Source organism: Terriglobus albidus (assembly GCF_008000815.1).
In the GTDB taxonomy this organism is placed as follows: Bacteria; Acidobacteriota; Terriglobia; order Terriglobales; family Acidobacteriaceae; genus Terriglobus; species Terriglobus albidus_A.
Genome location: NZ_CP042806.1, coordinates 5,338,435 through 5,350,736, shown reverse-complemented (window position 1 = coordinate 5,350,736; position 12,302 = coordinate 5,338,435). Strand labels below are relative to the sequence as shown.

General features: G+C 57.3%; 14 protein-coding genes. 12 read left to right on the top strand and 2 right to left on the bottom strand.

The features are described from left to right. Positions 1–404 precede the first annotated feature (404 nt). From FTW19_RS25940 to FTW19_RS21445, 3 genes are all read left to right on the top strand, one after another. Positions 405–728: a hypothetical protein gene (locus FTW19_RS25940; protein WP_187143108.1), complete on the top strand. Its 324-nt coding sequence runs from the start codon at positions 405–407 to the stop codon at positions 726–728. Continuing rightward, the gene (locus FTW19_RS21450; protein ID WP_187143107.1) at positions 725–1,519 is read left to right on the top strand and encodes an AraC family transcriptional regulator; all 795 of its coding nucleotides are present in this window, start codon (positions 725–727) and stop codon (positions 1,517–1,519) included. Before FTW19_RS25940 ends, FTW19_RS21450 begins: the two co-directional genes overlap by 4 nt. A gap of 171 nt (positions 1,520–1,690) precedes the next feature. Continuing rightward, entirely contained in the window at positions 1,691–2,023 is a 333-nt protein-coding gene (locus tag FTW19_RS21445; protein ID WP_147649588.1) for a hypothetical protein, read from the top strand. 161 nt (positions 2,024–2,184) lie between these two features. Here the strand turns inward: FTW19_RS21445 and FTW19_RS21440 are convergent, their stop codons facing one another. Further along, positions 2,185–3,306 (bottom strand): glycosyltransferase, encoded by a 1,122-nt coding sequence (locus FTW19_RS21440; RefSeq protein ID WP_187143106.1) that lies wholly within the window; start codon positions 3,304–3,306, stop codon positions 2,185–2,187. A gap of 26 nt (positions 3,307–3,332) precedes the next feature. Further along, positions 3,333–4,115, bottom strand: coding sequence for a hypothetical protein (locus FTW19_RS21435; protein ID WP_147649586.1), 783 nt, complete (start codon positions 4,113–4,115; stop codon positions 3,333–3,335). Between the two features lie 307 nt (positions 4,116–4,422). Between FTW19_RS21435 and FTW19_RS21430 the strand changes: the two genes are divergently transcribed. The 9 genes from FTW19_RS21430 (at position 4,423) to FTW19_RS21390 (ending at position 12,179) form a co-directional block, all read left to right on the top strand. Next, a complete protein-coding gene (locus FTW19_RS21430) occupies positions 4,423–4,884 on the top strand; it encodes a DUF4126 family protein (protein ID WP_147649585.1) in 462 nt (153 codons plus the stop codon). Beyond that, the gene (locus FTW19_RS21425; protein WP_147649584.1) at positions 4,881–6,257 is read left to right on the top strand and encodes an FAD-containing oxidoreductase; all 1,377 of its coding nucleotides are present in this window, start codon (positions 4,881–4,883) and stop codon (positions 6,255–6,257) included. Before FTW19_RS21430 ends, FTW19_RS21425 begins: the two co-directional genes overlap by 4 nt. Positions 6,258–6,595: 338 nt before the next feature. After that, on the top strand, positions 6,596–7,219 hold the full coding sequence (locus FTW19_RS21420) for a response regulator (protein ID WP_147649583.1): 624 nt from the start codon (positions 6,596–6,598) through the stop codon (positions 7,217–7,219). Positions 7,220–7,356: 137 nt separating this feature from the next. Next, a complete protein-coding gene (locus tag FTW19_RS21415) occupies positions 7,357–8,037 on the top strand; it encodes a FadR/GntR family transcriptional regulator (RefSeq protein WP_187143105.1) in 681 nt (226 codons plus the stop codon). Between the two features lie 140 nt (positions 8,038–8,177). Further along, positions 8,178–9,419, top strand: coding sequence for an MFS transporter (locus tag FTW19_RS21410; RefSeq protein WP_281292460.1), 1,242 nt, complete (start codon positions 8,178–8,180; stop codon positions 9,417–9,419). Then, the gene (locus tag FTW19_RS21405; RefSeq protein ID WP_147649580.1) at positions 9,388–10,407 is read left to right on the top strand and encodes an L-idonate 5-dehydrogenase; all 1,020 of its coding nucleotides are present in this window, start codon (positions 9,388–9,390) and stop codon (positions 10,405–10,407) included. Before FTW19_RS21410 ends, FTW19_RS21405 begins: the two co-directional genes overlap by 32 nt. Before the next feature lie 14 nt (positions 10,408–10,421). Continuing rightward, entirely contained in the window at positions 10,422–11,183 is a 762-nt protein-coding gene (locus tag FTW19_RS21400; protein WP_147649579.1) for an SDR family oxidoreductase, read from the top strand. A gap of 268 nt (positions 11,184–11,451) precedes the next feature. Next, positions 11,452–11,682 (top strand): tautomerase family protein, encoded by a 231-nt coding sequence (locus FTW19_RS21395; RefSeq protein WP_147649578.1) that lies wholly within the window; start codon positions 11,452–11,454, stop codon positions 11,680–11,682. A 125-nt stretch (positions 11,683–11,807) separates the two neighbouring features. After that, positions 11,808–12,179, top strand: a complete 372-nt coding sequence (locus tag FTW19_RS21390) for a DUF2255 family protein (RefSeq protein ID WP_147649577.1) — start codon at positions 11,808–11,810, stop codon at positions 12,177–12,179. The last annotated feature ends 123 nt before the right edge of the window (positions 12,180–12,302 follow it).

Below are 12,302 nucleotides of genomic sequence, written 5' to 3'. Positions count from 1 at the left end.
GCATTCGCGCGGACCATTGGAATCTCTAAAGGTCGAGGATATGAACGGGCGACGAGTCTTATTGAGAGGAATGTCCGTAGATTCAAGTCCCGGTCGGGTTGGGGGAGTAGGGGTTCTCATTGGGCCACATGCCACAGTTCTGGAATATGTTGATTTGAATGAGCTCTACGAATTAGTCTCCGGCCAGAAGTATAAGATCTCCGTCACTCGTCGGCATAAGGGTGCGGATGTCACATCTAATCGCCAAGAGTGTATCGTTCCATAGTCCTCGAAATCGGAAGGCAATCAATGTTGGGGAAACCTATCTACTTTGCAGAGGCGTGGGTACCATCAATGTGCAGGTGGCTGTTTGAAGGAGAGACGGGTGCCTTTAGCTTGCCTTCGTGGGATCGAAATGGACTGCGTTGATTTTCACTGTGCTTGCCATCGGTGAGCTGATTAACGATAAGCTGCCGAAGACACCGAGCCGCAAAGTGCCGCCGCAGTTCATTGCTCGCATCCTGATGGGCGCCCTGGCCGGCGGAACCGCCGGTGCGGCGCACAGCGTGCTCGGTTATGGCGTGGTTCTGGGTATCCTTGGAGCTGTTGCCGGAACCTACGGCGGCGCATGGCTGCGGGCAAAGCTGATCGAAGTGCGCGTCCTCCGAAACTCAGTCTTTCGCAAGCTTGCAGCTTGCGATGTCTCTTTGCATCGGAGTTTGCGGCAACCTCATCCGATATGTGGATGAGTGCCACGCGTCACGCCGTTCGCAGACCCGCCGAGCCGTTGCGTCCCTACATCAGGGAGATGCTCTGGGTCCGGTCTGAGGAAGACCGTGTGCAGACTCTTCTTCCGGAGTCAGGCATGACACTGGCATTGCGTGTTGCTGGAGCCGTCACCCGAGGGACAGAACGGTTGCCCGGCATGGTGATCTCAGGGGTGCAGGATCACGCCCGGAGTCTTGCCCATGCACGTGGGGCAGAGACAGTCATTGTGCGTTTTACTGAGGCCGGCGCCGCTGCATTCCTTCGTGAGAATGCAGGGCAGTTCTCCAATCAAACCATTGATCTTCTCGATGTGTTGCCGAAGGAAACGCGATCTCACTTCAAAGACCTGCCGGAGAGTCATATGGCACCCGAGGGATATTTCGATACGATCGAGCGGCATCTTGCAGACCATCTTCGCGTGGCAGGGGAGATATCGCGTCCCATTGCAGCGGCTGCGGCGATGATCCGGCGGCATGGTGGGAAGCTGCGAAGTGAGCATCTGGCTCGCGCGGTTGGCATGAGTGAGCGTGCCCTGGAGCGCGCATTCCTGCGCGAGGTTGGAGTCCGGCCCAAGATGCTGAGCCGGTTGGCTCGCCTGGAGCACGTGTGCGAGCTATGGGATCGCGGGCATTCGCTGACGGATGTGGCGCAACACGCCGGATACACGGACCAGCCGCACATGGTGCGAGATTTCCGCGATCTGACCGGGACGAGTCCTCGCCGTATCTTCAGCAGCGGCCAGCCGCGAAACCTGCCGGTTTTTTACAAGTAAGCAGCCTGTCCCGCCGGATAGCTTGAGACGTACGGCTGTTAGAGCATTTTCCATGTTGCTGGGTATCCCGAAAGAGGCGTGTAGCGGCGTTTTCATTGCGGAAAACGCTCATAGGTGCAGAAGCCCTGCACGACACCCACAGGAAAAATGCTCTAGCCGGGGAGGGATGTAATGAATCGTTACATGATGTTGTTTCGTGGAACCAGAGCGTTAACCGAATCAGAGCTAGAGCAGAGGGCTATTGCGATTCAGAACTGGGTCGCAATGGTTCGCCAGAAAGGGATCAACCTCGACCCGCGCATCCTGGACCAGATGGTGGGAACGTACAGCGAGAAGGATGGCGCAGTGGCTTCCGAGGCTGCCTCGAAGGATCCTGCCCTTGCGGCCGTTGTGTCGTTCGAGGCAGCAGACGATAAAACTGCCGAGGCTATAGCAGAGGCTCACCCTAGTCTGCACTACGGCGTGATCCTCGAATTGCGGCGCTGGCAGTCTCCTGCGGTCTGAGTGCGCCCTATGGAACTGTGGCTTCGACCGGCACAAACCGGAAGGCGAATAACGTTGGCGGCACCTACCCGCTTTGCAGCAGTGTGGGCACCGTTAGCCTGCAGTAGCTGTTCTTTGGAAGAGCGGTGAGTTTCCGGAGAGGAACTCGCCGCTTCTTGTTTTTAAAGGGAGCTGTCGCTGCTGAACCGCCGCAGTAGCCGAACCCCGGTCCTGTGTACGAAATTTCCGATCATGGGAATTCGTTTGAGCCTCGCGGCCTGATCCTTTTCCCAAGTTATTCGCTGGAGGGAGTGCCACCGCCCGATATAAAGAGAGGCTGCATGGCCTTCCGCCTTACGATCGATCATGTGGAGACTGAAATCGTCCAGGATGTCGGCATAGATAGCAAGCCACTGTTTTGCGGCCTCTTCCAGACCGGCTTCTGAGCGCACCCTTTGGCTCACAGCGGCCGCGTCGGCAGGATCGTATCTCTGAATCTCTCGCAGCAGGACCTCTGCTTTGATCGGCTGTGTAAGCAGCGCGCGTCCGAAGTTCTTGCGGCGCATCTCATCGAAGGTTGCCGCGGTCACATAAGCTCCGGCTCCGGCAAAGTCACAAAGAATCACGGCGCATCCTGTTGCCATGGCTTCCAGCGCGCAACGCGCTTTGGCAAAGACGAGATCGTAGCTGGGGAGCCCTTTTTCGGGGGTACTGCTAGCAGTGCCGGTTCCAGATCCCATCACATCCAGGGGGATACCGGCGCGAGCACATGCTTTTCTCACCGCTGGAAGATAGGTGTCATTACGGGCGTGATTGCTGAAAAGCAACGCGCGGCGCGGTCTTTCGGGCAGTGGAGCACGGGGGAGAAAGCGATCGAGATCGACCGCATTTAGCATCAGCGAAACCTCACCGGCCGCTGGGCCTATGGTTTGTAGAATCCTGTTCCGGCAGCGCTCATCCACAGCGAAATAGCGACGTATCCGTGGGAAATAGATCGGTTCATCGACGATGCTGCTGCCGTCGTGACTCAGGTAGATGGCAGGCGTCTCTGGAAAATAGAGCAGAGCCTCCATCAATGGCTGATGGTGATGTCCGTGAATAATATCTGGAGCGGCATCGATCTGCGCCAGATTGTCGGTCACCTGGATTCCAGTTGCCCGCAACTCCTCTGCAATAGCTCCCAGCGTTCCGGAAAATACGATCGGCGTGTGTCCGGCGCGTGCGATGGCCTGGGCCAGATCCCGCGCCACAATCTCTGTGCCGGAGGATGTATCTAGGCTGGCGTTGGTGATAAGGATCTTCACCGGAAAGATTTCAACTCCCTGAAAATTTAGTTCTGATCGACATAGTGACGCAGGCCGCGGAAGATTGGAAGGAGGTGGTCGTTGTATCGCAGTACCTGCGCATATTTGCCTTCAACCACCCGCTGTTCTCCCCGTAGCTCATAACCGGCCTTATAGTCCTCAGGTGCGGTTGTCCAACCTGTCGAAGGTATGAGGGCCTCGTTCCGGAAATACTCGATCCCTTTGCATTCGATCGCTCTATCGACTTCATCTCGCAGCTCAACATAGGAACGAGCTGCCTCGACCTTTTCGTTAAGGCAGGTATCATCCAGTTTCAGATGAATCGCTTCTCCGTCTATCTGAGACGGTACACATCCTTCCCACTCTGTGAGGCAGAACGAGTACCGCCGGATCGCGCGCTGGGTTCGTTTGCGCACCAGCTCCACTGCGGCTTGTGTCAGCTCAAAGCAAATGTCGTGCGTGGGGTTGTATCCCTCACTGGCATCACTCGCCACTATCTCAATTTCGGCGTCGATCAGTGCGGACGCGATAGATTCAACGACCTCGCATAACGGCTCCAGAGAACGAGCGAGCATCGTTTCGTAGATAGCTTCGTCCGTGAATCGTCCATAGACCGTTCCGATCGGAGAACCCAGGTGATTGAGAAGCTGGGTCGTCGTATCCAGACGGCTTATTCCTGACGCCCCTGAGCCATCTGTGATGACAAAGGTGAGAGGACGGATGAAACGAATCCATCCATAGACCCGAAGTTCATGGCCGGGATGACCAAGGATCAAAGCAGCGGAGGCCTTCGGTTGAAGGCGGAACATATGCGACATGTTTGAAACATGAACCCTGAACGCGTTGCCGTGTTGGGCAGCCGAGTCCCCGGCGGGCAAGACCAAGCTGCAGATAGTGAAATGGGGCTGTGCGATCCGTTCGAACAAGCCCTAGAAATAAATGGATGCCAATTAAGCATATCGCGGGCGTTTGTAAGAGATTATTTCGCCGACTCCAAAGTGTGGCATTCCTTCCTTTCCTAAAGGGGCTTTCCCGGAACCTTCTGTGCGAGTAGCTTGGAAGGCGCTGGGCTCCTGTCTCTCATCCTGAATTGAACGAAATCTGGAGGGTGTGCCGATGCTGATCGTCGTCCTTTTTCTATTTGGTTTTGTCTCTGGGCTGCGTGCCCTAACGTCCCCGGCGGGCGCAAGCTGGGCAGCGCATCTGGGGATGCTTACCGTAGCCGGAACATCACTCGCTTTCATGGCATCGAAGTGGACGGTACTGATTTTCACCGTGCTTGCCATCGCCGAGCTGATCAACGATAAGCTGCCAAAGACGCCGAGCCGCAAGGTGCCGCCGCAGTTCATTGCCCGCATCGTGATGGGCGCCCTGGCCGGCGGAACCGCTGGTGCGGCCCACAGCGTGCTCGGTTATGGCGTGATTCTGGGTATCCTTGGAGCTGTTGCTGGAACCTACGGCGGCGCATGGCTGCGGGAAAAGCTGACAGAAGTGACGAAGTCCGCGATCGGCGCGGCGCTGCTGGAAGACGCTCTCGCCATCGCGCTGGTGGTTACCGCAATCAAGGGGGCTGCATGACCGAACGCTATGACGCCATTATTATCGGGGCCGGCCAGGCCGGCCCGGCTCTCGCGTCGCGCCTGAACGCCGCGGGACAAACAGTGGCGCTGATCGAGCGCAAGCTTGTAGGCGGAACCTGCGTGAACGTGGGCTGCACGCCCACCAAGGCGATGGTGGCCTCAGCATACGCGGCCCACCTCGCCCGCCGGGGGAACGATTATGGCGTCAGGCTGGATGGGACGGTGCGTGTCGACCTGGAAGCCGTGATGGCCAGGAAAAACGGCATTGTCGAAGCCTCGCGTAAGGGGCTGCTCTCCTGGATCGGCAGCATGGAACGCTGCACCCTGATCCAGGGGCAGGCGGTCTTTGAATCGCCAACGACTGTCCGTGTAGGGGACCGGCTCCTGGAAGGCGCCCGTATCTTTCTGAATGTGGGCGCACGGCCGATGTCCACCGTGGAGGGTCATGAAGGCGTGCCCGCGCTGACCAGCACGACGATCCTGCAGCTACGCGAACTACCCCAGCACCTGGCGGTGGTCGGCGGCAGCTTCATCGGCCTGGAGTTTGCGCAGATGTTCCGCCGCTTCGGCAGCGAGGTAACGGTTGTGGAGCGGAACCCGCGCATCATCTCCCGGCAGGATGAAGATGCCAGCTCCGAACTTCGGGCCATTATGGAGGCTGAGGGGATACGTTTCCGGACACACGCCAACTGCATTCAGTTGCGGAGTAACCAGCGCGGCGTCACGGTCTCAGTCGATTGTGAGCAGGGAGAGCCGGAGGTTGAAGCATCGCACGTCCTGCTGGCCACCGGGCGCAGGCCGAATACAGACGATCTCAACCTGCAGGCGGCAGGTGTGAAGATGGATGCTCACGGATTCGTCATCACCGATGAGCATCTCCGCACCGCCAGCCCAACCGTATGGGCGATGGGGGACTGTAACGGACGCGGAGCGTTCACGCACACTTCCTGGAATGACTACGAGATCGTCGCCGATAACCTGCTCGACGGCGGTACTCGCTCGGCCGCGGATCGTATTCCGGCCTATGCGCTTTTCAGCGATCCTCCGCTGGCGCATATCGGAATGACGGAAACCGAGGTGCGGCAGAGCGGAAAACCCGCACTGATCGGCAAGCGCCCGATGTCCCGTGTGGGACGCGCGGTGGAAAAGGGAGAGTCTGCCGGCTTTATGAAGGTGTTGGTCGATGCGGAGTCGCGCCGCATTCTGGGAGCGACAATTCTCGGCGTCGGCGGCGATGAGGCAATTCACTGCCTGCTGACCTGCATGTACTCACGGCAGACCTATGATCTTGTCGCCAGGGCAGTGCATATTCATCCCACGGTCTCTGAACTGCTCCCCACCATCCTGCAGGAGCTCAAGCCTTTGGCGTAGCCTTGCCCAGGCGAATCGACAAATTCGGTTAAGCCACCACTTTCGTTGCCTCACTTCTCGGCTTTATCGCGAAGGGTAGGGTATTGCGCCAGGCGCGACCGCGTTTGTTTTGTCATCCCGGAGGGATCTGCTTTTCAGTGGCTGCTAAGAAACATCGGGAGAAAAGCAGATTTCTCCGCTGGCGCTCCGAAATGACAAACAAAAAACCAGGGCTCGAAGCCAGCATTCTGGTGGCAAGCGGATTTCCCAGGACCACCAACCCTTTCGGGGGTGGTGCGAGGGGGCGTCGCCGGTGATATCGTTTCTCTACTGCTATATCCCCCCAGGGAGGGCTGCTTATGAACTCCCCGATCCGTGTACTCACTGTCGATGACCATCCTTTGATGAGGGATGGTATTGCCTTCATCATGCAGAAGGCGCCTGACATGGAGCTTGTGGCCGAAGCGACGAACGGAGTCGAGGCCGTGGCCGCGTACCGAAAGCACCGTCCGGATGTCACGCTGATGGATCTGCAGATGCCTGTCATGAACGGCATCGAGGCGATTCAGGCGATCCGGGAAGAGTTTCCCAAGGCGCGCATCGTCGTGCTGACAACCTACTCCGGTGATGTGCACGCAACCCGCGCCCTGCAGGCCGGCGCCATGGGCTTCATCCTGAAGAGCATGCTCGGCACCGAGCTGATCGACACCATCCGTGCGGCACATCAGGGACGCAAACGCATCTCGGATGAGATTGCTCACGGCATGGCAGAGCATCTCGGCTCGGAGTCGCTCTCCACACGCGAGCTCCAGGTGCTGCAGGCGGTCGCCTCTGGCTGTTCGAACAAGATCGTCGCCGACCGCCTCAGCATCTCTGAGGATACGGTGAAGGGCCACATGAAGAATGTGCTCGCGAAGCTGCAGGCCAACGATCGTACCCATGCCGTGCTCATCGCGTTGAAGCGGGGCATCCTGGAAGCGTGAGGGAAGCCTGAGCGGCGCGGTACTGGCGGAGCGGTCAGATTGGAAGCTCAGAGCGCTACGCTTGGAAAGCTGCCAATCGATCGGTCATACTGCTTGGCATGAGAGATAAGGCTGGGCCCTCGGTAAAAGACGATCGCGTGACATCAAGAATCATTACCGATCTAAAGTCACGGATCGCCGACGGAAGACTTCGCCCAGGGGAACGGCTTGCAACCGAACGGGAGCTGGCTGAGGAGTTCGGTGTCAATCGCGCTTCGGTAAGGCAGGTATTGAAGGTTCTAGAAACGATGGGTATCCTTACCCAGCGCGTTGGCGATGGTACGTACTTAAGCCTGACCGCTGAAAATATATTGGATGAACCAATAGAGTTCCTTTTACTGCTGGAGGACATTCGCGGCGAGGAGCTCTTTCAGACCCGGATCCTGATGGAGCCGGAGCTCGCGGCTCGTGCCGCGGAACGTGCGGATTCCGGGGATATCGGAGCTCTGGCGCGGGCCATCGAAGACCTGCGCTCCAGTACCTCCTCCACGGAGCGAGTCCTGGCCGACCTCAGTTTTCACGATGCGGTTTACAGAGCAAGTGGCGACAGGATCTGTCAGATCCTTTTCAAGCGTCTGCATCGCGTCACCATGGATTCCATGATGAGCCTCTCCGGTATCGAGCTTGAGCGCCCTCTTCATTTTCATGAACGGATTGCGAGTGCGATTCGTGCGCACGACCCGGAGGCGGCGCGCTCGATTATGCGCGAGCATCTCGAGGATGCAAACGCCCGGTTCGTGATGCTTCGCAAGCGGCGCAGCCGCGCGTCCCGGAAATAAATCATTTGACACTGCTGCGAACGCTTGGATAGACTTCGGCACAATTGGATGAACCAATTGTGCCGAAGGAATCAGTTGTGCCCGGAATAAGCTCACCCTCGAAAACCTGTTGGCGGGTTCTCTATCTGCTGACGTTTGCAATGGGAATAAGCTTTGTCGATCGAGGCACATTATCGATCGCATTGGTGAGCATCAAACGCGAACTGCACCTGGACGAGTCCCAATTGGGGGTTCTTGCCTCAGCATTTTTCATGACCTATACCGTCATGCAACTCGTTGCCGGCAAGCTGCTGGCGCGTATGAACGCCATCACTCTCTACGCGGGAGCATTCTTTGTATGGTCTTGTGCGACTGCGTTTACTGGTTTCACGCACGACATTCATGTTTTCGGCGTATCGATCAGCAGCTTTTATGTTCTGTTCGGCATGAGACTCTTACTCGGCTGTGGCGAATCAATCTCATATCCGGCGACCGCGGTTTTGATCACAAGTTTATTTCCGGAAGGCCTGCGGGGCACGGCAAACAGCCTGATCGACGCGGGATCAAAGATCGGGCCGGCGCTCGGCATCATGCTCGGTACGACAGTTTTATTGGCGATCGGCTGGAGAGGGATGTTCTTATGGCTCGGGGCGCTAAGCCTGGTATGGCTTCCTGTCTGGCTTATGAGCACACGCTCGCTTGATGTAGTCGCCTCTCCCAGCGCCTTCTCCCGCTCTCTGGCATATCGGCAGATCGCCTCGAAAGGCTCATTCTGGGGAGCTACTGTTGGCCACATCGGAGGCAACTACGCCTGGAGTCTGTTTGTCGTGTGGCTGCCATATTTCGTCGAGCATTCGGGATTCTCAGGCAAGCAACTGGTATGGATGAGCTCCATGCCGTTCTGGCTTCTGACCGTCGCTTCTGTAGGGAGCGGATACGTTTCAGATCGTCTGATACGGTCGGGTTCGCTCCCGATTCGTGTCAGAAAAGCGACTGTATGTCTCGGCTCGATCGGTTGTGCTGCCTGTTTGCTGGCTGCCGCCCAGGTGCATCCAGTTACTCTGAGGCTTCTGCTCGTTCTTGGCGCCAGCTTTTGTCTCGGTCTATTCTCGTCGAATAACTGGGCACTGGCGCAGGCTCTCTCTGGCGAAGATGCAGCCGCAAAATGGACGAGCCTGCAGAATCTTTTCGCGAATGCTTCGGCCACACTGGCAGCCTGGATCACCGGCGTTGTCCTGTCGCGTACTGCGAGTTTTTCCGCTGCCTTCTTCATTGCCAGCACGGTGCTTTTGATCGGGGCGGCGGCCTATTGGTTCGGTATTGACGATCGCCCGGTGGTCTGGGAACAAGAGCGAACAGGGGAGGTAAGTGATGCGTGCTTGCGTGATCCATGGTCCGCTTGACTTGAGAGTTGAGGAGCGAAGTATTCCAGAGGTGCAGAAGTCGCAGGTAGCTGTACGGCTCGGCGCAGGCGGCATCTGCGGATCGGATCTCCACTATTTTCACGACGGCCGGGTCGGCAGTTTCGAGGTTCGGCAGCCGATGGTGTTAGGACACGAAGTCGCAGGAACGGTAGTTGCTGTCGGGGACGGTGTGACGGAGTTACAAGTGGGCGCCCGTGTGGCCGTGAACCCCGCACGTCCCTGCCTCGCGTGTCGTGAATGTCTTTCCGGCCGGGCGAACCTATGTACGGATGTCAGGTTCTATGGAAGTGCCGCCCGTTTCCCGCATGTGGATGGAGCGTTCTCCGAGATTTTCGTCGCTGAAGAATCACAGTGCGTGCCGATCAGTGACCAACTGCGATTCTCTGTGGCTGCCTGCGCGGAGCCGCTCGCTGTTTCGCTTCATGCCGTCCGTCGTGCCGGCAATCTGGTCGGCAAGCGGGTTCTGATTACAGGTGCAGGTCCGATCGGTCTGTTGACGATTCTATGTGCGAGGCTTGCCGGCGCGTTTGAGGTGACCGTCACCGATCAATTGGACGAGCCTCTCTCAAAGGCACAACTGTTCGGCGCCTCCAACGTCGTCAATATCATCCGGGAGCGGTTGATGGAGGATGGTTTTGATGTTGCGATCGAAGCCGCGGGAGCCATCGCGGCTCTCACAACATGCTTGCTGCATGTCCGTCCCGGCGGCCGGGTGGTCCAACTCGGATCTTTGCCGGCAGCCACAACGGAGCCGCTTCGGTTGCCGATACTTGTCACGCGGGAGATTGAACTTGTGGGAAGCTTCCGGTTCTACGAGGAGTACCGAATGGCCGTTGCTCTGCTTGAATCGCAGCGTATCGATCTATCGCCAATTCTTACTGCTGAAGTTCCGCTCGAGCACTCACGCGATGCATTCGAGCTGGCGTCTGACCGCAGACGTGCGATTAAGGTGAGTCTGGTTCCATGAATGAGCCTGGTTTCATGAACAAAATGGATCTATTCAACGTCGCTGGAAAACGTGTTTTGATTACCGGCTCGAGCCGCGGCCTGGGCAAGACATTAGCGGAGGGCTTTCTGCGGGCGGGGTCGGTCGTGATTCTGAATGGCCGTTCGGAAGATTCCCTCCACGAGGTTCAGCAAGAGTTTATCCATGCAGGATTCCATCCCGAGGTTGCAGCGTTTGACGTGTTGGATGAGGGTGCGGTTCAAGAAGCCATCGACAGGATTCAACCCATCGATGTACTCGTCAACAACGCCGGCATTCAGCGCCGCGCTGCTCTGCATGAGACGCCCCTGGAATTGTGGAATGACGTCCTCCACACCAATCTGACAAGTGCCTTTCTGGTCGCCCGCGAGGTCGTCCAGCGAATGTTATCGAGCGGTCGCGGCGGAAAGATCATTAACATCTGTTCTCTGATGAGTGGCTTTGGACGTCCCACCACAGGCCCTTATACCGCCTCCAAAGGAGGCCTGAAGATGCTCACGCAGGCGATGTGCGCCGATTGGGCACGATTCGATATACAGATTAATGGGATTGCACCTGGCTACTTTCTCACCGAGATGACGCGGGCGCTGAAAGAGGATGAAGCATTCAACAACTGGCTGTTGCAGCGGACCCCATCTCATCGCTGGGGACGGCCGGAGGAGTTGATTGGTGCCGCTTTGTTCCTTGCCTCTGAAGCATCCTCTTTCGTCAATGGACAAGTGCTCTATGTCGATGGCGGCGTAAGCGCTGTTCTCTGACGCGAAGCGACGAATCCGGTCCATACATCAAAAAGTAGACAGAATCAGGCAAAGAGTCCGCAGGAATAGGAAAGCGCAGATCGATGTTCGCCGGGTAACCTTGAACTACGAGGGTTGCGGCATTCGCTCTGCGCATTGGCGCCGTTCAACGACGGCAATGGCTGCTTGCAGTATGGCGAGGTCGGCGTACGGGCGCTGGACGTTTGCTGGTGCATGACCCTCAGTCCACCTAAAACTCGCGTACCCAAGCATCGGAAAGGAAACTTCTATGCCGCATGTTGTCGTGAAGCTATGGCCCGGTAAGTCTGAAAAACAAAAAGAGCAGTTGGCGATGGAGATCACCGATAGTGTCATGTCTGTGCTCGACTACGGTGCAGAGTCGGTCTCAGTCGCCGTGGAAGAGGTTACACCGCTCGACTGGGCGGGCAAGGTCTATCATCCCGAGATTGAGCAGAAGTGGGATCAGCTCTACAAGAAGCCTGACTACACGATGGAATAGAGCATTTCTCCTAAAGGTGTAGAGCGGAGTTTTGGCTGTTTGCGCCGTTTTCCGCGAAGAAAACGGCATTCGCAGATTTTTCCAACACTACAGTATTAGGAGAAATGCTCTAAGGAGGTGTGTCCATGAGTCGATGGTTGAACAACGAACTGGACTGCATCGCCGCAACCGACGATCTGCATATCTCGCCGTTCCGTGAAGATGGAGTTACGTACGGCACGCCGACATGGATCTGGTCGGTGGTTGTCGATCACGGGCTGTATGTCCGCGGATATCACGGACAGTCCTCGACCTGGTATCAGGCTGCGATACTCCAGAAGGCAGGACGCATCCGCGTGGCAGGGATCACGAAGGAGGTCACCTTCGAGTCGGTGGATGGGCCGATTCAGGAACAGATCGATGAGGCCTATCGGGAGAAGTACGCCACCAGCCCTTATCTGAAACCGATGATTGCAGCGCAAGCCCGTTCGGCAACCATAAAGATCGTGCCTCGGTAAGCGGGCTACAGCATTTCTCCTGTAGGTGTAGTGCGGGGCTTATGTATCTATGGGCGTTTTCCTCAATGAAAACGCCGCTGCACGCTCCTCACGGGATACTCAGCAACAGGAGAAATGCTCTAC

Coding starts and splice junctions, on each gene's coding strand:
- FTW19_RS21450 (WP_187143107.1), top strand. CDS start 725: ATGAGTGCCACGCGTCACGCCGTTCGCAGACCCGCCGAGCCGTTGCGT.
- FTW19_RS21445 (WP_147649588.1), top strand. CDS start 1,691: ATGAATCGTTACATGATGTTGTTTCGTGGAACCAGAGCGTTAACCGAA.
- FTW19_RS21435 (WP_147649586.1), bottom strand. CDS start 4,115: ATGTTCCGCCTTCAACCGAAGGCCTCCGCTGCTTTGATCCTTGGTCAT.
- FTW19_RS21430 (WP_147649585.1), top strand. CDS start 4,423: ATGCTGATCGTCGTCCTTTTTCTATTTGGTTTTGTCTCTGGGCTGCGT.
- FTW19_RS21425 (WP_147649584.1), top strand. CDS start 4,881: ATGACCGAACGCTATGACGCCATTATTATCGGGGCCGGCCAGGCCGGC.
- FTW19_RS21420 (WP_147649583.1), top strand. CDS start 6,596: ATGAACTCCCCGATCCGTGTACTCACTGTCGATGACCATCCTTTGATG.
- FTW19_RS21410 (WP_281292460.1), top strand. CDS start 8,178: ATGGGAATAAGCTTTGTCGATCGAGGCACATTATCGATCGCATTGGTG.
- FTW19_RS21405 (WP_147649580.1), top strand. CDS start 9,388: ATGCGTGCTTGCGTGATCCATGGTCCGCTTGACTTGAGAGTTGAGGAG.
- FTW19_RS21400 (WP_147649579.1), top strand. CDS start 10,422: ATGAACAAAATGGATCTATTCAACGTCGCTGGAAAACGTGTTTTGATT.
- FTW19_RS21395 (WP_147649578.1), top strand. CDS start 11,452: ATGCCGCATGTTGTCGTGAAGCTATGGCCCGGTAAGTCTGAAAAACAA.
- FTW19_RS21390 (WP_147649577.1), top strand. CDS start 11,808: ATGAGTCGATGGTTGAACAACGAACTGGACTGCATCGCCGCAACCGAC.